General features: G+C 73.6%; 10 protein-coding genes. 4 read left to right on the top strand and 6 right to left on the bottom strand.

Features of this window, described 5'->3' with window-relative positions; translation table 11 throughout:
* Positions 1-23 precede the first annotated feature (23 nt).
* On the bottom strand, positions 24-656 hold the full coding sequence (locus ACFYO9_RS08200) for a DUF6629 family protein (protein ID WP_355813960.1): 633 nt from the start codon (positions 654-656) through the stop codon (positions 24-26).
* A gap of 114 nt (positions 657-770) precedes the next feature.
* Between ACFYO9_RS08200 and ACFYO9_RS08195 the strand changes: the two genes are divergently transcribed.
* Positions 771-1,154 carry a VOC family protein gene (locus ACFYO9_RS08195; RefSeq protein WP_355813957.1) on the top strand — a complete coding sequence of 128 codons (384 nt, stop codon included), beginning with the start codon at positions 771-773 and terminating at the stop codon, positions 1,152-1,154.
* A gap of 47 nt (positions 1,155-1,201) precedes the next feature.
* Here the strand turns inward: ACFYO9_RS08195 and ACFYO9_RS08190 are convergent, their stop codons facing one another.
* The 4 genes from ACFYO9_RS08190 to ACFYO9_RS08175 all read right to left on the bottom strand — a co-directional run bounded on the left by ACFYO9_RS08190 (position 1,202) and on the right by ACFYO9_RS08175 (position 5,900).
* Positions 1,202-1,519 carry an acyl carrier protein gene (locus ACFYO9_RS08190; protein WP_358779094.1) on the bottom strand — a complete coding sequence of 106 codons (318 nt, stop codon included), beginning with the start codon at positions 1,517-1,519 and terminating at the stop codon, positions 1,202-1,204.
* Positions 1,520-1,551: 32 nt separating this feature from the next.
* Complete coding sequence (locus ACFYO9_RS08185) at positions 1,552-3,966, bottom strand: beta-ketoacyl synthase N-terminal-like domain-containing protein (RefSeq protein WP_358779095.1); 2,415 nt, start codon at positions 3,964-3,966, stop codon at positions 1,552-1,554.
* 157 nt (positions 3,967-4,123) lie between these two features.
* Positions 4,124-4,999: an alpha/beta hydrolase gene (locus ACFYO9_RS08180; protein ID WP_358779096.1), complete on the bottom strand. Its 876-nt coding sequence runs from the start codon at positions 4,997-4,999 to the stop codon at positions 4,124-4,126.
* A gap of 34 nt (positions 5,000-5,033) precedes the next feature.
* Positions 5,034-5,900: a methyltransferase domain-containing protein gene (locus tag ACFYO9_RS08175; protein WP_355813949.1), complete on the bottom strand. Its 867-nt coding sequence runs from the start codon at positions 5,898-5,900 to the stop codon at positions 5,034-5,036.
* 171 nt (positions 5,901-6,071) lie between these two features.
* Between ACFYO9_RS08175 and ACFYO9_RS08170 the strand changes: the two genes are divergently transcribed.
* Entirely contained in the window at positions 6,072-7,604 is a 1,533-nt protein-coding gene (locus ACFYO9_RS08170; RefSeq protein WP_358779097.1) for a DHA2 family efflux MFS transporter permease subunit, read from the top strand.
* A 13-nt stretch (positions 7,605-7,617) separates the two neighbouring features.
* A complete protein-coding gene (locus ACFYO9_RS08165) occupies positions 7,618-8,193 on the top strand; it encodes a TetR family transcriptional regulator (protein ID WP_358707263.1) in 576 nt (191 codons plus the stop codon).
* A gap of 277 nt (positions 8,194-8,470) precedes the next feature.
* Here the strand turns inward: ACFYO9_RS08165 and ACFYO9_RS08160 are convergent, their stop codons facing one another.
* Entirely contained in the window at positions 8,471-9,253 is a 783-nt protein-coding gene (locus tag ACFYO9_RS08160) for an alpha/beta fold hydrolase (RefSeq protein WP_358779098.1), read from the bottom strand.
* Positions 9,254-9,559: 306 nt separating this feature from the next.
* Here ACFYO9_RS08160 and ACFYO9_RS08155 point away from each other — a divergent pair, with 306 nt between their 5' ends.
* Positions 9,560-18,607, top strand: a complete 9,048-nt coding sequence (locus ACFYO9_RS08155; protein WP_358779102.1) for a beta-ketoacyl synthase N-terminal-like domain-containing protein — start codon at positions 9,560-9,562, stop codon at positions 18,605-18,607.
* The last annotated feature ends 5 nt before the right edge of the window (positions 18,608-18,612 follow it).

Genomic DNA, 18,612 nt, shown 5'->3' with positions numbered 1-18,612 from the left:
GCAGCCACAGTATGACCCTTACCTCAAGCGGGACTCGGGCCGTGCTCCCGGCGCCTCGCGACCCAGAGCGTGAGGACCACCGAGCTCACCGCGGCGAACGCGCACCACGTCGAGATGTACTCCTGCCGCCACAGCGCGGCGGAGACCGCGGCCCCCACGGCGACCAGGACGCCGAACAGGACGAGGCCCCGGTCGCCGGAGAGCAGGAGGGAGCCGATGGTGGCGAGGAGGTAACCGACGACGATCAGCTCCGCCCGCGGCAGCCCCAGGGAGTACCCGACGGTGTGCCCGCGGATCTCGGCCGTGACGGTGCGGGTGGCCAGCGCGTACCCGAGCACCGCCGCCGTCGCGGCGCCGAGCACGAGCGGGACGAGCAGCCGGCGCCGGGCGCGCGGCGGCGCGGCGCACAGCACGGCCGCCGGCACCCAGACGGCCAGCAGGGGCAGGGCGACGACGGCCCAGGCGAGCGTGGCGGGCCCGGTGCCGCCGTCCTGGTGCCAGACCGCGGCCTCGATGATCTGGTGCGCCCCCAGGAGGAGCGGCAGCGCCGCCAGGGGCAGGTCACGGGGGCGCCGCGCGGCCAGGGACACCGACACGGCCCCGACCGCCGCGATGCCCGTACCCGCCGCGAGATCGGCCGTCGCACTCCAGCACATGGCAGCAACGTTACGGCCGCGTCGGCGGGGCGGCGCGGCGGGTCCACGTCCGCAGCCGTGCCGGACGGCTCTCGTTCACGTCAACTCCCGGGCGGCATACGTAAACTGATGTTCATGGCATGCCGCATCAGTGAACTGGTCCTCGACGTCGCCGACCCCGAGCGGCTCGCCGCGTTCTGGAGCGAGGTCCTCGGCTACGTGGAAGTCGGCAGGGAGGACGACGGGAGCATCGAGATCGGCCCGCCCGACATCGGCTTCGGCGGGCCGCAGCCCACCCTGGTCCTGAGTCCCGGCGCCGACCCCCGGCCCGGGAAGCTCCCCCTGCACATCGATGTCAGCGCCACCGACCGTGACCAGGACGCCGAACTGGAGCGGCTGCTCGCGCTCGGCGCGAAGCCGGCGGACGTCGGCCAGACGGGTGACGAGAGCTGGCACGTCCTGAGCGACCCCGAGGGCAACGTCTTCTGCCTGCTGCGCGCCCGGCTCCGAACCCCCTGACCGGGCGGCGCGCGGGCCCCGGGGGCGGGGCGAGAGGTCCGCTCGCGTCAGGCGGTGGTGTGAGTCAGCTCCTGGCTGAGGTGGTGGGCCAGTTGGGCGGGTGTGGGGTTCTCGACGATGGCCACCATGGCGATCTCCATGCCGGTCAACGTCATCAGGGTCTTGGTGAGTTCGAGAGCGGTGAGCGAGTTGAGCCCGTTCTCCAGGAAGTTGCTGTCGTCGGACAGCTCGGTGTTGAGGAGCTTCCCGGCCTGGGCGCGGATGGTGTCGGTGAGGAGCTGTTCGCGCTCCGCGGGGGTGGCCGCGGCGAGCTGCTTCTCCAGGTCGGTGGCGTCCTGGCCGGGGGTGTTGCCGTTGGTGGTCATGAAGGCTCCTGTGTGAGTGGATGGTCGGCGTGTCACACCGCGGGGCGCGCGGTGTGGTCGTGCAGCCAGTAACGCGTGGCCTGGAAGGGGTAGGTCGGGAGGTCGACGGCCCTCGGGGCGGGGGTGCTCCCGACGAGCGGGGCCCAGTCGACGGTTCCGCCGCTCGTGTGGATCTCCGCGAGCGCCGTCAACAGGGCGCGTTCGGCGGGCAGTTCGGGAGGGCCGGCGTGGGCGAGGAGGAGGGTTCGGGTCTCCGGGGCCGCGGCGGGACCGGCGGCCGGTGACGTCAGGTGGTGGTGCCAGTAGGCGGCGGAGGCGACGGGCGTGTCGGCCGGGGCCGTGCTCGTGAGGGTGAGCGCGGGGGACCGGAACGTCAGTTGCTTCAGCACGGGCTCGTATGTGTCGGGCGGAGTCGGCTGAGAGTCCGTGGCCGTGAGGTGCGCCGCGGCCAGGCGGCACGCGTCGTCGAGGTCCAGGATCCCCGCGGCGTACGCGGCCGCGATGTGGCCGACCCCGTCCCCGGTGAGGCCGTGCGGATGGACCCCGGTCTCCCGGAGCAGGCGCGCGAGCGCCACCAGGGCCGCGAAGTGCACGGCCTCGGCCCGGTCCGGGTGCGGGGAGTCGAAGGGGGCGGCGGGCAGCGGTACGGGGAGGTGCGCGCTCAGCGAGTCGTACGCCTCGTCGAAGGCAGCGGCGAAGTACGGGAAGGCCGCGTGGAGTTCGGCGGTGCGCGTCGCGTCCGCCGGGGGAGCGGCGTCGAAGTGCCAGAGGAGTTTCCCCGGGTTCGTGGAACCGTCGTCGTCCGGCGCGCCGCGGACCACCGCGGGGTGGTCGTCTCCGGTGGCGAGTGCTCGGGTGGCGGCGAGCAGCTCCGCCCGGCCCGCGCCGATGAGGACGGCGCGGTGCGCCTGCGGAGTGCGGGTGGTCGCGAGCGCGTACGCGACCTCGGCGGGGGACGGTTCGGGGTCCGCCGCCGTCAGGTGGGTGACCAGGGACTGCGCCAGGGTCCTGAGCGCCTCGGGGGTGCGCGCCGACAACGCCCAGGCCACCACGGGCGGTTCGGGGGCGGGATCGGCCGCCGGTTCGGGGAGCGGCGGCTCCTCCAGGATCAGGTGGGCGTTCGTGCCGGAGGTGGCGAACGCCGAGACGCCGACCCGGCGGGGCTCCTCGCGGCGCGGCCACGCCACCGCCTCCGTGAGCAGGCGGACCCCGCCCTTCTTCCAGGCCGCGAGAGGGGTGGGGCGGTCCACGTGGAGCGTGGGCGGCAGGGTGTCGTGCCGCAGCGCCTGGACCATCTTGATGACGGCCGCGGTACCGGCGGCGCCCTGCGTGTGCCCGGTGTTCGACTTGACGGAGCCGAGCCACAGCGGCCGGTCCGCGGTCCTGCCGGCCCCGTACGTGGCGAGCAGGGCCTGCACCTCGATGGCGTCGCCGATGGGCGTGCCCGTGCCGTGTGCCTCGACGGCGTCGACCTGGTCCGGGGCGAGCCGGGCGTCGGCGAGGGCGGCGCGGATCACCTGTTGCTGGGAGGGGCCGTTGGGGGCGGCGAGACCGTATCCGGCGCCGTCCTGGTTCACCGCGGAGCCGCGGATGACGGCGAGCACGGGGTGCCCCTCGCGTCGCGCGTCGCTGAGCCGTTCGAGGAGGACGAGCCCGACCCCTTCGCCCAGGCCCATGCCGTCCGCCGCGGCGGCGAACGGCTTGCAACGCCCGTCCGCGGACAGGGACTTCTGATGGGCGAAGGCGTGGAAGGTGTGCGGTGTCGACATCACGGTGCCGCCGCCGGCCAGCGCGAGACGGCACTCCCCGCGCCGCAGCGCCTGACAGGCCAGATGGATCGCGACCAGCGAGGACGAGCAGGCGGTGTCCACGCTGATGGCGGGCCCCTCAAGACCGAGGGCGTAGGCGATGCGTCCGGAGACGAGGCTGCCGGACGTGCCGCCGCCGAGGTAGGGCAGCAGCTCCTCGGGCGCGGTGTCCAGACGGGTCGCGTAATCGTGTCCGGTGGCGCCGACGTAGACGCCGGTGAGGGTGGAGCGCAGCGCGTGCGGGGCGATGCGGCCCCGTTCGACGGTCTCCCAGGCGAGGTGGAGCATGAGGCGCTGCAGCGGCTCGGTGGCCACGGCCTCGTTCTCGCCGATGTCGAAGAAGCCCGCGTCGAAGCCCGCCGCGTCGTCCAGGAAGCCGCCGAGCGCGGTGTACGGGGGCTCGTCGGGGAGCTCCCAGGCGCGGTCGTCGGGGAAACCGGTGACGGCGTCGCGTCCCTCGGAGACCAGGTCCCACAGGTCGTCCGGGGTGCGGGTCTTGCCCGGAAGCCGACAGGCCATGGAGACCACGGCGACGGGCTCGTGCCGCGCGGCCTCGGACTCACGCAACTGCTGCTGCGTCCGGTGCAGCTCGGCGGTCGTCCACTTGAGGTATTCGACGAGCTTCTCTTCGTTCGCCACGGGAATGGTCAGCCTTCCTGTTCTCGCGCGTGAAGCCTCAGGCGGGACCGAGTGGGACCGGGCGGGCAGGAGCGGACCGCACCCTGTCGCTGCCAGGGTCGCCGCGGCTGCTTAAGCGGGTCTAACCCCCGCCTTGCCGACCGGACGTGCGGCGCGCTCACGTCGTCGGCGGTGCCGCGTCGCGGGCCAGCGCCAGAAGGTCGGCGGCGATCGCGTCGGGCGCCCCGGCGTGCAGATCGTGGTCGGAGCCCGGGTACCAGCGCACGGTCACCCGCTCCAGGGACTCCTCGGCGGCGGCCACCCAGGCGCGCACCTGATCGGACAGCCGGGGAATGGCCGGGATGATGGGCAGCAGCCGGACCGGCACGCCGATCTTCGGGTACCAGTCCGCGGGGGCCTCCCGCTGCAGGCTCGCGACGATCGACATGACCTGCTCCGAGGTGAGGCGCGGGATGAGCAGCCCGTCCGGCCCGACGCGGTAGTCGGCGAGGCGCGCCTCGATCGAGATGTCCGACCACTCGGGGTGGGTGGCCCGGAGGTAGGCGCGCATGTCGGCCGCGCTGGTCGTGCCCTGCTGTGCGCCCCGTACGACATCGGCGGTGCGTTCCCAGAATGCGCGCATCACCGGCCCGTCGAACTCGTACCACCCGCCGTCGATCAGCACCAGGCCCGCGACCAGGTCGGGTCGCTCGGCCGTCAGGCGCAGCGCGAGGTGCGCGCCCCAGGAGTGGCCGGCGACCAGCGCGCCGGCCAGGTCCAGGGAGCTGACCGCCTCGACCAGGTCCCCGACGACGGCCGCGTTCTCGTAGCCGTCCGGCGGCGCGTCCGACTCGCCGTGACCGCGGTGGTCGACGGCGTAGACCGGATGTCCGGCGGCGGCGACGCGCTCGGCGACCTCGTCCCACATGCGGGCGTTCGAGAGCATGCCGTGCAGCAGCAGGTACGGGCGGCCCGTGGGCCCGGAGCCGCCCGCGGGCCGGTGCCGGACGTTGAGGGAGACGGTGGTCGACACGGGGATGCGGAGGTTCTTCACGGGCGGACCCTCGGGGTGGGGAGCGGGCGCGGGGTCAGGGGCGCTGTGCGGTGGCGAAGATGTACCCGAGCTCGGGCATCTTGCCGAGGGCCGCCTGGTTGTGCAGGAAGAGTTCGTAGCCCTCGACGCCGATGATGTCGACGTACTCGTCCCGGTGGGCGCGGATCCACTCGACGTAACCGTCGTACGTCTTGGCCGTCTCGGCGGTGATGTCGGTCAGTTCGAGGACCGTCCAGCCGGCCGCGCGGAAGATGTCGGGGTAGTCCCCGATGTCGGTGAGCGCGGCGTAGATGGTGGTGTCGCTGACGGTGGCGGTCCGTGCCCTGGCGGGGTCGGGGTTGAGGTAGACCATGTCGGCGATCGGCATCCGCGCGCCGGGCTTCACCACGCGCAGGGCCTCGCTGAGGACGCGCTGCTTGTCGGGCATGTGGAGCATCGACTCCAGGGCCCAGCAGTGGTCGAAGGACCCGTCGTCGAACGGCAGGTTCATGGCGTCCACCTGCTCGAAGCGGACACGGTCGGCGAGGCCGGCCTCGCGCGCCCGGCGGTTGCCGCGCTCGACCTGGCGGGCGCTGACGGAGATGCCGACCACCTCGACGTCGCGGGCGCGCGCCAGCTGCATGGCCGGGGTGCCGTTGCCGCAGCCGATGTCCAGGACGCGGTCGCCGGGGGCGGGGTCGAGGCGCCGGATCATCTCGTCCGTCATCTGGACCATGGCCTCGTCGAACGTGGCCTCCTGGGCGCCGCCGTCGAACCAGTAGCCGTAGTGCAGATTGCCGTCCCCGAGCTGAGTCATCAGATCGAAGACCTTGTGGTCGTAGTAGTGGCCGATGTCGCTGGGCTCGGGGGCGACGGTCTTGTTCACCGTCGGGGGCTTCTTGGTCGTCGCGTTCTTCGTCACGCCCTCAGCGTCACGGCGCGCCACGCGGCGTCACAACCCCACCCCGGCCCCTTAACAGCCCCTAAGGCGCCCGGCCGCCCACCCCTACTTCCGCCCCGGGTGGTACCCAGGCGAAAAAAATGAGAGTAGGCTCCGACTAGATATTGAGCTCTCTTTAGGAGGTCGACTCTCGTGTCAGATGTGGGTGCGCGGCGGTGGTGGGCCGTCGGAGCTCTCGTCCTCGCGTCGATGGTCGTGGGCTTCGACGTGACGATCCTGAGCCTGGCGCTGCCGGCCATGGCCGACGATCTGGGTGCGAACAACGTCGAGCTGCAGTGGTTCGTGACGTCGTACACGCTGGTCTTCGCGGCCGGCATGATCCCGGCGGGCATGCTCGGTGACCGGTTCGGGCGCAAGAAGGTGCTGCTCGCCGCCCTGGTGATCTTCGGCATCAGCTCGCTGGCCTGTGCCTACGCCACGGCGTCCGGCACGTTCATCGGCGCGCGTGCGGTGCTCGGCCTCGGGGCCGCGCTGATCATGCCGACCACGCTGTCGCTGCTGCCGGTCATGTTCTCCGACGAGGAGCGGCCGAAGGCCATCGGCGCGGTGGCCGGCGCGGCGATGCTGGCCTATCCGCTCGGCCCGATCCTGGGCGGCTACCTGCTCAACCACTTCTGGTGGGGCTCGGTCTTCCTGATCAACGTGCCGGTCGTGATCCTCGCCTTCCTCGCGGTCTCGGCCTGGCTTCCGGAGTCCAAGGCCAAGGAGGCCAAGCCGTTCGACGTGGGCGGCCTGGTGTTCTCCAGCGTGGGTCTGGCCGCGATGACGTACGGCGTGATCCAGGGCGGCGAGAAGGGCTGGACGGACGTCACCACCCTGGTGCCGACCCTCGGCGGCATGCTCGCCATCGTGCTCTTCGTGTTCTGGGAGAAGCGGGTGGCCGACCCCCTGGTCGACCTGTCGCTGTTCCGCTCCGCACGCTTCACCTCGGGCACCATGCTCGGCACGGTCATCAACTTCACGATGTTCGGCGTGCTGTTCACGATGCCGCAGTACTACCAGGCGGTCCTCGGCACCGACGCGATGGGCAGCGGCTTCCGGCTCCTGCCGATGGTCGGCGGCCTGCTCGTGGGCGTGACGGTCGCCAACAAGATCGCCAAGGGGCTCGGCCCGAAGACCGCCGTCGGACTCGGCTTCGCGCTGCTGGCCGCCGGGCTCTTCTACGGCGCGACCACCGCAACCGACAGTGGCACGGGCCTCGCCGCCGCGTGGACGGCGGCGTACGGACTCGGCCTCGGCATCGCCCTGCCGACCGCCATGGACGCGGCCCTCGGCGCACTGTCGGAGGACTCCGCGGGCGTCGGATCCGGCGTCAACCAGTCCATCCGTACCCTCGGCGGCAGCTTCGGCGCGGCCATCCTCGGTTCCATCCTCAACTCCGGCTACCGCAGCAAGCTCGACCTCGACGGGGTGCCCGAGCAGGCGCACGGCGCGGTCAAGGACTCCGTCTTCGGAGGCCTCGCGGTCGCCAAGGCGATCAAGTCCTCCGCGCTCGGCGACTCGGTGCGCGCGGCGTACGTCCACGCCCTGGACGTGGTCCTGGTGGTCTCCGGAGGCCTGGGGCTGCTCGGGGTGCTGCTGGCCGTGGTGTGGCTGCCACGCCATGTTGGTCAGAGCACCACCAAGACAGCAGAATCTGAGCATGAAGCCGCAGACGCAGTCTGACCAGGGCAAAGCCGTGCCTGGACTGAGAGAACGCAAGAAGGCCCGCACGAAGGCCGCGATCCAGCGGGAGGCGGTGCGCCTGTTCAGGGAACAGGGGTACTCCGCCACGACCATCGAGCAGATCGCCGAAGCAGCCGAGGTCGCCCCCAGCACCGTCTTCCGCTACTTCGCGACCAAGCAGGACCTGGTCTTCTCGCACGACTACGATCTGCCCTTCGCGATGATGTTCCAGGCCCAGTCGCCCGACCTGACGCCGATCCAGGCCGAACGACAGGCCATCCGGTCGATGCTGAAGGACATCCCGGAACAGGAACTGGCCCTGCAGCGCGAGCGCTTCGTGCTCATCCTCAACGAGCCGGAGCTCTGGGGGGCCAGCCTGGGCAACATCGGCCAGACCATGCAGCTGATGAGCGAACAGGTGGCCAAACGGGCCGGCCGCGACCCGCGGGACCCCGCGGTGCGGGCCTACACCGGGGCCGTGTTCGGAGTGATGCTGCAGATCTCCATGGACTGGGCGAACGATCCGGAGATGGACTTCGCGGCCACGCTGGACGAGGCGCTGTACTGCCTCGAAGATCTGCGGCCCTGATTCGGCCGCACACCCAGGGGGCGGGGCACCTCCCGCCCCCTGCACCAGACGTCGTACGCGGCGGCCACGGCCGCCGGGTGCGACCCCCGCGCCCCTCATTCCCCCGCAGGGGCGCGGGGTCCCAAAGGGGGCAAGCCCTGAGCAAGCCCTGAGGGGGCAAGAGCGACCGCGCGCGGCTACGGTCCCCCCGGCTGCCGCGTTCGGTCCAACCTGGCGTGCTCCGATTTCCCTCGGCGGAGCACGCCAGGGGTTTGTCCACCGCCCGTGTGTCGCGGCGTCAGGTCCCGGTGACCGTCGCCAGCGCCGTCCTGACGATGGCGGCCACCTCGTCCTGGCACTCGTTCAGATAGAAGTGCCCGCCGGGCAGCACCCGCAGAGCGAAGTCCGCGGTGGTCCGCTCCTGCCAGGTGGCGGCCTCCTGGGGCGTGGTCCGCTCGTCGGCGTCCCCGATCAGCGCCGTGATCGGGCAGTCGAGACGCTCGGGGCCGGGTGCTTCGTACGAGCCCACGGCGCGGTAGTCGGCGCGCAGCGCGGGCAGGATCAGCTCCTGCAGTTCGGGGCTGCCGAAGAACCGCTCGTCGGTTCCGCCCATCGCGCGCAGGTGAGCCAGGAGGTCCGCGTCACCGAACACCGCCGACCCGTCGTCCGGCCGGTAGGGGCGGGCGAGTCCACCGGAGACGAACAGGTGCGTGGGCAGGCCGGGGCTCGGCCTGTGTCGCAGGCGTCGCGTCACCTCGAAGGCCACGATGGCGCCCAGGCTGTGCCCGAACAGGGCGAACGGCTTTCCGTCGCACGGCAGTTGGCCCGTCACGCCGTCGGCGAGGGCGGCCACCGAGTCCAGGCACGGCTCCCTGTGCCGGTCCTGCCGCCCCGGATACTGCACGGACAGGACCTCGACGCCGGGCGAGAGCAGGGCGGAGAGCCCGAAGAAGTAGCTGGCCGAACCGCCCGCGAACGGAAGGCAGACCAGCCTCACCGGTGCCGCCGCTGAGCCGTGGTACCGCCGCAGCCACACTCCTGCCCCGGTCTTCCGCGTCGCCTGCGCCGTGCCCCTGTCCATCGCACTCCCTCTCGTCCCGCTCCGCCGCCGGCGCGCTGCCGGGCCCGGCCGGACGGCACGCCGCCGGGGCCCGCGGCGCCGCCGTCGGGGCCGCGCGGCCCCGGGCAACGCGCGCCGCCCGCCCCCGATGCTGGCCGCAGCGCATAGCGCGGGTCTAAAGCGGCAGGCGGCTAGCCGCGGTTTGGTTCGCCTTTAGAGAGCCCGCCCACGATGAGCCGTACTCGTAGCGATCTCCGATTTCGGACCGGGAGCGCCGTTGATGTCTTGTGGCAGCCAGTTGTTCCGACGTCGACCGCGGCTGACGTGATGGCCTCGGGGCACGGGGCTGGGTCCGAATCCGGGTCCGGGTCCGGTGCGGGTGTCGGGCCTGAGCCGGTCGCGGTGGTCGGAATGGCCTGCCGGCTGCCCGGCGCGGGCGACCCGGCGGCGTTCTGGCGGCTGTTGAGCGAGGGGCGCGACGCCGTGCGTGACGCGCCGCCCGAGCGGCGGCGGGTCGACTCCGGACTCCGGGGACCCGGCGGCTACCTGGACCGGATCGACGGATTCGACGCGGCGTTCTTCCGTGTCAGCCCGCGTGAGGCCGCGGCGATGGACCCCCAGCAGCGGCTGCTCCTCGAACTGAGCTGGGAGGCCCTGGAAGACGCGGGGATCCGGCCCGCTCACCTGGCGCGCAGCAGCACCGGAGTCTTCGTCGGTGCCTTCTGGGACGACTACGCCCACGTCCTCGACCGCGGGACCGAAGCGGCCGTCACCCGGCACACCATGACCGGCGTGCACCGCAGCATTCTGGCCAACCGCATCTCGTACACGTACGGCTTGGCGGGGCCGAGTCTGACCGTCGACACCGCGCAGTCCTCCTCGCTCGTCGCCGTGCACCTGGCCTGCGAGAGCATCCGCGGCGGCGAGAGCGAGACGGCGTTCGCCGGCGGCGTCAGCCTCATCTGCTCGCCGCACTCCACCGAGCTGGCCGAGGCCCGCTTCGGCGGGCTCTCCGCGACGGGGCGCTGCCACACGTTCGACGCCCGTGCCGACGGCTTCGTACGGGGCGAGGGCGGGGGACTCGTGGTGCTCAAGTCGCTGGCGGCGGCGCGCCGCGACGGCGACACCGTGTACTGCGTGATCCGGGGGAGCGCCGTCAACAGCGACGGCGCGACCGAAGGACTCACCCGGCCCAGCGGGCAGGCGCAGCGCGACGTGGTGCGGCTGGCCTGCCACCGGGCCGGGGTGACACCGGACCGGATCCAGTACGTCGAACTGCACGGCACCGGCACGCCCGTCGGGGACCCCGTCGAGGCAGCCGCGCTCGGCGCCGCGCTCGGACAGGACGGGGCGCGTACGGCGCCGCTCGCGGTCGGCTCCGCCAAGACGAACGTCGGCCACCTCGAAGCCGCCGCCGGCGTCGTCGGGCTGCTCAAGACCGCGCTGAGCATCCACCACAGGCGGCTGGCGCCGAGCCTGAACTTCACCGAACCGAATCCAGCCATCCCGCTGACCGACCTCGGCCTGCGGGTCCAGCGGGAACCGGCGGCCTGGCCGCACCCCGAGGAACCCCTGACGGCAGGGGTGTCCTCATTCGGCATGGGCGGCACGAACTGCCACGTGGTGCTGGCGGAGGCGCCGGGGGCGGGGGAGGGTGGCGCACCGAGGTCCGACAACCCCCGGGGCACCGCGGCGGCCCCGCCCACCCCCTGGCCCGTGAGCGCCCACAGTGGTGTCGCGTTGCGGGCCCAGGCCGGGCGGTTGCGCGAGCATCTGCGCGGACTCCCCGCCGCCCCCGACCCGTCGCGGGTCGGGCACGCGCTGGCCCGCACCCGTACGCCCCTCGGCCACCGCGCAGTCGTGCTCGGCCGTGACACCGACGGACTGGCCGGCTCCCTCGACGCGCTCGCCGCGGGGGCGGACACCCCGTCCGTCATTCGAGGTGAGGCAGATGAGGACGGGAAGGTCGCCTTCCTGTTCAGCGGGCAAGGTGCCCAACGGGCCGGAATGGGACGCGACTTGTACGCCGCCTTCCCCGTCTTCGCCGACGCCCTCGACGAAGCCTTCGCCGCGCTCGACGGCCATCTGGACCACCCCCTGCGCGAGGTCGTCCTCGGCGAGGACCCCGCACACCTCTCCCTTCTCGACCGGACCGCGTACACCCAGCCCGCGCTCTTCGCGATCGAGACGAGCCTGTACCGCCTGGTGGAGTCCTTCGGGCTGCGGCCCGACCACGTCCTCGGCCACTCCGTCGGCGAGATCACCGCCGCCCATGTCGCCGGCGCCCTCTCCCTGTCCGACGCGAGCGCTCTGGTCGCCGCCCGCGGCCGGCTGATGCAGACCGTACGGGCGCCCGGCGCGATGGCCGCCTGGCAGGGGAGCCCGGACGAGGTGGCCGAACTGCTCGCCGGGCAGGAGGAGCACGTCACCCTCGCCGCCGTCAACGGCCCGGACTCCGTCGTGGTCTCCGGGGACCGCGACACCGTCGACGAACTGACCGCCACCTGGCGGGCGCGCGGCCGCAAGGCCCACCGACTGAAGGTCAGCCACGCCTTCCACTCGCCGCACATGGATCCGGTCCTCGACGAACTCCGCGCCGTCGCCGCCCGCCTCACCTTCAGCGCCCCCACCCTCCCCGTGATCTCCAACATCACGGGGCGGCCCGTCTCCGGAGCCGAGTACGCCGACCCCGAGTACTGGGCGCGGCACGCTCGGGAGCCCGTCCAATTCCTCTCCGGCATACGGGAGTTGTACGAGGCCGGCGTGTCCACCTTCGTCGAGCTCGGTCCGGACGCGCCGCTCTGTGCGATGGCCCGCGCGTGCTTCCCCACGCCGTCCCAGGACCCGAGCCGCCCCCGCCCCGCGGCGGTCGCCGTGTGCCGCCGCGGGCGCGACGAGGCGACCACGTTCATGACGGCCCTGGCGCAGGCGTACGTGCGCGGCGCCGACGTCGACTTCACGCCCGCGTACGTCGGCCGCACTTCCGCGTACGGGAACCTCACCCCCGCGTACGGGGACCTCCCTCCCGCGTACGGGGACCTCCCTCCCGCATACCGGGACCGCGCCGTCGCCGGCGCTCGCCTGAGCCTTCCCACATACGCCTTCCAGCGCGAGCGGTACTGGCCGGACGGGACCCCGGAGATCTCCGAGGCCACGGATGAGGCGGAGCCCGGGGGTATGACCCCGGCGACGGGCGGGGCGCGGGCCGAGCTCGCCGGACGGCTCGCCCCGCTCACGGTCGCCGACCAGGAACGCACCCTGCTCGGGCTGGTCGCCCACCACGTGGCCGCCGTGCTCGGCTCCGGCTCGGGCACGGTCGAAACCGCCCGTACCTTCAAACAGTTGGGCTTCGACTCGATGGCCGCCGCCGAGCTGAGCGAGCGGCTCGGCTCGGCGACCGGCCTGCCCCTGCCCGCCACCCTGACCTTCGACCACCCGACGCCCTTGGCCGTGGCCGCGCACCTGCGCGCCGAAGTCATCGGCACACCCGCCCCCGCCGCCACCACCCCGCCGGCTCCCAACGGCGACGCCGCCATCGACGAGGACCCCGTCGTCATCGTCGCCATGAGCTGCCGCTACCCGGGCGGCGCCACGTCACCGGAGGACCTGTGGCGGCTGGTCGCCGACGGCACCGACGCGGTCGGCGCGTTCCCCACCGACCGCGGCTGGGACCTGGAGCGCCTGTTCCACCCCGACGCCGACCGGTCGGGCACGAGCAGTACGCGTCAGGGCGGATTCCTCTACGACGCCGCCGACTTCGACGCCGAGTTCTTCGACATCAGCCCGCGCGAGGCGCTGGCCGTCGACCCGCAGCAGCGGCTGCTCCTCGAATGTGCCTGGGAGGCCTTCGAGCGGGCGGGCCTGGACCCGCGGACGCTCAAGGGCAGCCCCACCGGCGTCTTCGTCGGCATGACGGGACAGGACTACGGGCCCCGGCTCCACGAACCGTCCCAGTCCACCGACGGCTATCTGCTGACCGGCAGCACCCCGAGTGTCGCCTCCGGCCGCCTCTCGTTCAGCTTCGGCCTGGAGGGGCCCGCCCTGACGGTGGACACCGCCTGCTCGTCGTCCCTGGTCACGCTTCACCTGGCGGCGCGGGCGCTGCGGAACGGCGAGTGCGAGCTGGCCCTGGCCGGCGGCGCCACCGTCCTGGCCACGCCCGGCATGTTCACCGAGTTCTCGCGCCAGCGGGGTCTGGCGCCCGACGGCCGCTGCAAGCCGTTCGCCGAGGGCGCCGACGGCACGGGATGGGCCGAGGGCGTGGGGCTCGTCCTCCTCGAACGGCTCTCGGCCGCGCGGCGCAACGGCCACCGCGTGCTGGCGGCGGTGCGGGGTTCCGCGATCAACCAGGACGGCGCGAGCAACGGCCTGACCGCCCCCAACGGCCCCTCCCAGCAACGCGTCATCCGCGCCGCCCTCGCTGACGCCCGCCTCGCCGCGGACGAGGTCGACGTGGTCGAGGCGCACGGTACGGGGACGACGCTGGGCGATCCGATCGAGGCGCAGGCGCTGCTGGCGACGTATGGGCGGGGCAGGGCCGAGGACCGGCCGTTGTGGCTGGGTTCGGTGAAGTCGAACATCGGTCACACGCAGGCGGCCGCGGGTGTGGCGGGCGTCATCAAGATGGTGATGGCCCTGCACCACGGGGAGTTGCCGGCCACGCTGCACGTGGACGAGCCGAGCGGACATGTCGACTGGTCGTCGGGCGCGGTCCGGCTGCTGACCGAACCCGTCGCGTGGCCGCGCGGCGGACGACCGCGCCGGGCGGCGGTCTCCTCCTTCGGCATCTCGGGTACGAACGCACACCTGGTCATTGAGGAGATCCCCGAGGGAGCGCCCGGGAAGGCGCAGGATGACCGGTCTTCGGAGACGGGCCGGGACGCGGCGGACCGTGCCGCGCTGCCGTGGGTGGTCTCCGGACGCTCCGCGACGGCGCTGCGCGAACAGGCCGCCCGACTGGGCGAGTTCGTGGCGGCGCACCCGGATGCGACGGCGACACAGGTGGGGCGGGCGCTCGTCACCACGCGGGCGGTCTTCGAGCACCGGGCCGTGGTGGTGGGGCGCGACCGTGCGGCGCTGACGGCCGGCTTGGGCGCACTCGCTTCGGGTGAGGCGTCGGCGGATGTGGTGTCCGGGGTGGCCGGGGATGTGGGTCCTGGGCCGGTGTTGGTGTTTCCGGGGCAGGGGTCGCAGTGGGTGGGCATGGGCGCCCAACTCCTCGACGAGTCACCGGTGTTCGCGGCACGGATTGGTGAGTGCGAGCAGGCGCTGTCGGCCTACGTGGACTGGACCCTGACGGACGTGCTGCGTGGGGACGGGAGTGAGCTGTCCCGGGTCGAGGTCGTGCAGCCGGTGCTGTGGGCCGTCATGGTGTCCCTCGCCGCTGTGTGGGCCGATCACGGCGTCACGCCCGCCGCGGTCGTCGGCCACTCCCAGGGCGAGATCGCGGCGGCCGTCGTCGCCGGAGCGCTCACCCTGGAGGACGGGGCCAAAATCGTGGCCCTGCGCAGCCAGGCGCTGCGGCAGCTCTCGGGTGGGGGCGCCATGGCCTCGCTCGGAGCGGGGCAGGGGCGGGCCGCCGAGCTGATCGCCGGCCAGGACGGTGTGGGCGTCGCCGCCGTCAACGGGCCGTCCTCCACGGTGATTTCGGGGCCCCCGCAGCAGGTCGCCGCCGTCGTCGCCGACGCCGAGGCGCGCGGTCTGCGAGGCCGTGTCATCGATGTCGACTACGCCTCCCACAGTCCCCAAGTCGACGCCATCGCCGACGAACTGACCCGCACCCTGGCGGGTGTCCGCCCCGTCGCCGCGCCCGTGGCGTTCTACTCGGCCGTGACCGGCACCCGCGTCGACACCACAGGTCTCGACACCGACTACTGGATCACCAATCTGCGGCAGCCGGTCCGGTTCGCCGACGCCGTCGGCGCGCTCCTCGCGGACGGGCACCGGGTCTTCGTCGAGTCCAGCAGCCACCCGGTCCTCACCCTGGGCCTGCAGGAGACCTTCGAGGAGGCCGGGGCCGCCGCGGTCACCGTGCCGACGCTGCGACGCGACGACGGCGGCCTGGACCGCCTGACCCTCTCCCTGGCGCAGGCCTTCGGTGCCGGGTGCGCGGTCAGGTGGGAGGACTGGTTCCCGGCCGCCGGGGCGTCCGGCATCGAGCTCCCCACGTACGCCTTCCAGCGGCGCCGCTACTGGTTGGAGGCGCCCGCGGGCGGCCAGGATGTCGCCGGGCTCGGTCTCGCCCCGGCCGGGCATCCACTGCTCGGCGCGGCCGCCGAACTCGCCGACGGCGACGTACGGTTGCTCACCGGCCGTATCGGACGCCACAGCCATCCCTGGCTTGCCCAGCACACCCTTCTCGGCACGCCCGTCGTGCCCGCGTCGGTACTCGCGGAGTGGGCGCTGCGCGCCGCCGACGAAGCCGGGTGTGCGGGCGTCGAGGACCTCACGCTCCGGGCTCCGCTGACGTTGCCGGAGGACGCGGGCGTACAGGTGCAGATCGTGGTGGGCCCGGCGGACGCCAGGGACGGCCACCGTGAACTGCACGTCTACGCCCGCCCCGAGGACGCGGCCGGTCCCGACGGGGGCGGTGCGCCCTGGACCTGCCACGCGGACGGTCAACTGGTGGTGGAGCCCGTGCGGGCGGCCATGGGAGGCCCCACGGGTCCGGGTGGTGAGGGCTCCGGGGTTGAGGCGTGGCCGCCGGCCGGTACCGAGCCCGTCGACCTGACCGGTTTCTACGAGCGGGCAGCGGATGCCGGCGTCGGGTACGGACCCGCCTATACGGGGGTACGTGCGGTGTGGCGACGGGGCGCCGAACTGTTTGCGGAAGCTGCGCTGCCCCAAGAGGCCCCGGACGCGGCCGGGTTCGGCATCCATCCGGCGCTGCTCGACGCGGCGCTGCATCCGGCGCTGCTCGGGGACCGCCCGGACGGACGCGAGGGCGGGGACACCGGCAAGGTGTGGATGCCGTTCGCCCTGACGGGGGTTTCCCTGTGGGCCACGGGCGCCACGTCCGTACGGGTCCGCCTCACGCCGCTGGACGACGAGCCGGCCGGGACGCCGGGCGAGGGGGGTCGGACCTGGCGGGTCGCTGTGAGCGACCCGGCCGGTGCGGAGGTGCTGACGTGCGAGGGCCTGGTCCTCGTGGCGGCGGGCGCCCGGGACGTACGGGCCGCGGGTGGACGCGTGTCCGACCTGTACGAGCTTCGGTGGGTGCCGGGGGCGACGGCGCCGGCGTCCGGGGCCGGGGCGGACGGTGCGAGGACGGGTGGCGCGTCCGGCTGGGCGGTCTTGGGGGAGGGCGGGTACGAGTCCCTGGGGGCGCTGGTTGCGGCGGTCGAAGGTGGGGTGCCGCCTGTGCCCTCTGCGGTTCTGGTCGATGTTCCCGTGGCCGACGCGGGCTTCGTGGGTGGTGGGGTCGGTGCGGACGGTGCGGTAGGTACGGCTGATGTGGTCGATACGGCTGACACGTCCGGTGCGGCCGGTGCGGCTGACGTGGGCGAGGAGGTCCGGGCCGGGCTGGCTGCGGCGCGGTGGGCCGACGACCTCGTCGAACGCTGGGCCGGCGACGCACGGTTCGCCGACGTCCCGCTGGTGTTCGTGACGCGTGGCGCGGTCGCGGTGGGCGACGGTCGGCTGCCCGTTCCGGCGGTCGCCGCCGTACGAGGGGTCGTCGAGGCCGCCCGGTCGACGTACCCGGGGCGCTTCCTCCTCGTTGACACGGGCGTCGACGGCGCGAGGGCGGGGGAGGGCGGCCCGGGCTCCGACCTGGAGCGCGCCGTGAGCGTGGCTCTCGCCGCCGACGAGCCGCAACTCGCCTTGCGCGCGGGGGACATCCTCGTACCGCGACTCGCGGCCACGGGCGTCGCGGACGGCGAAGGGCGGGCCCTCGACCCGGACGGCACCTTGCTGATCGCCGGGTCGGCCGGGTGGGCCGGGTGGGCCGGGTGGGCCGGGTCTGCGGGGGCTCCGCTCGCCGCCGTCGCGGAACACCTCGTACGGGCCGGGGAGTGCAAGCATCTGTTGCTGCTGACCGACTCCTATGCGGAGGCGTCGGGAGCAAAAGAATTGGAGGCGCTGGTACGAGAGTTGAGCTCCGGCGACGCCACCGTGCGCGTCATCGAAGCCGACCCGTCCGACCCGGCCGCCCTCACCGAAGCTCTCGCCGCGACGCCCTCCGACCACCCCCTCACCGGCGTCATCCACGTCACCGCCGCCGCCCCCGCCGCGGGCACCCCGGCCCCCACCTTCGCCGAGGCCTGGGCCGCGAGCGCCGGCGTCACGGCCGCCCTGCACCGCGCGGCCGCGCAGGCCACCGCCGCCGACCGGCCACTGGCCCTTTTCGCCGTCCTCTTCCCGGCCGGCGCCTCCGTGGGAGTCCACCGGTCCGCTGCGGACGCCGCGGCCGACGCGTTCCGCGAGGCCCTCGCCCTGCGACGGCACTGCGCCGACACGACGGGCGTGGCCTTGGCGTACGGCCCCCCGAGCGCCCCCGCCTCCGTCTCTGACCGCGGCCCCAGCTCCCACATCAAGGGCACACCCCCCGGCCGCATCCCCACCCTCCTCGACGCCGCACGCGCGCACGGCGGCCGCCCCCTCTTCGGCGTCCGCCCGGCCTTCGGCGGCGCCCTGGCCGGCGAGGACGCCGCCCCGGTGCCCGCTGCGCTGCCCGCCCCGCTGCGCGCCCTGGCGGCGGCGCGGCCCCCGGCCCGCCGCACCGCCGCCGACCGCAGGCCCCCCACGGACTGGTCCGCCCGTCTGGCCGGGCTCTCCGCGGCCGAACAGCTCCGCCTGCTCGTCGACGCCGTACGCGCCCACGCCGCCGCGGTCCTCGGCCGCACCGACCCGGCGGCGCTGCGGGGTGACGCCACCTTCAAGCAGCTCGGTCTGGACTCGCTGACCTCCGTCGAACTGCGCAACCGGCTCGTGGAGGACACCGGGCTCCGCCTGCCCACCGCGCTCGTCTTCCGGCACCCGACCCCGGCGGCCCTCGCCGGACACCTGTGCGAGCGGCTGACCGGGCCGGACGAGTCGACCGGCACGCGCGCGGCCGGCGCGCCCGCACGGGTGACGGTCGACGCGCCGCCCGGCGCCGGATCGGTGCTGAGCGACCTGACCCGCATGGAGAACGCCCTGGCCGCGCTCACCGGCGAGTCGTCCCCCTTGTCCCACGGCGAGACGGACGAGATCACGACGCGGCTTGAGGCACTGCTCACCCGGTGGCGGGCCACGAACACCACAGCGGACGAGGACGACGGCGCCGCCGACCGCCTCAAGGGCGCGTCCGCCGACCAGATCTTCGACTTCATCGACAACGAGCTGGGTGTCGGGCACGACACCTCGCGCGCGACCCCCACTCCGAAGGCCGGGTGACCCCA

Source organism: Streptomyces sp. NPDC005863 (genome assembly GCF_042871345.1).
Classification (GTDB): domain Bacteria; phylum Actinomycetota; class Actinomycetes; order Streptomycetales; family Streptomycetaceae; genus Streptomyces.
The sequence above is the reverse complement of the archived record's forward strand: the minus strand, read 5'-3'. Positions and strand labels throughout refer to the sequence as shown.

Coding starts and splice junctions, on each gene's coding strand:
- ACFYO9_RS08155 (WP_358779102.1), top strand. CDS start 9,560: ATGGCCTCGGGGCACGGGGCTGGGTCCGAATCCGGGTCCGGGTCCGGT.
- ACFYO9_RS08190 (WP_358779094.1), bottom strand. CDS start 1,519: ATGACCACCAACGGCAACACCCCCGGCCAGGACGCCACCGACCTGGAG.
- ACFYO9_RS08195 (WP_355813957.1), top strand. CDS start 771: ATGGCATGCCGCATCAGTGAACTGGTCCTCGACGTCGCCGACCCCGAG.
- ACFYO9_RS08200 (WP_355813960.1), bottom strand. CDS start 656: ATGTGCTGGAGTGCGACGGCCGATCTCGCGGCGGGTACGGGCATCGCG.
- ACFYO9_RS08160 (WP_358779098.1), bottom strand. CDS start 9,253: ATGGACAGGGGCACGGCGCAGGCGACGCGGAAGACCGGGGCAGGAGTG.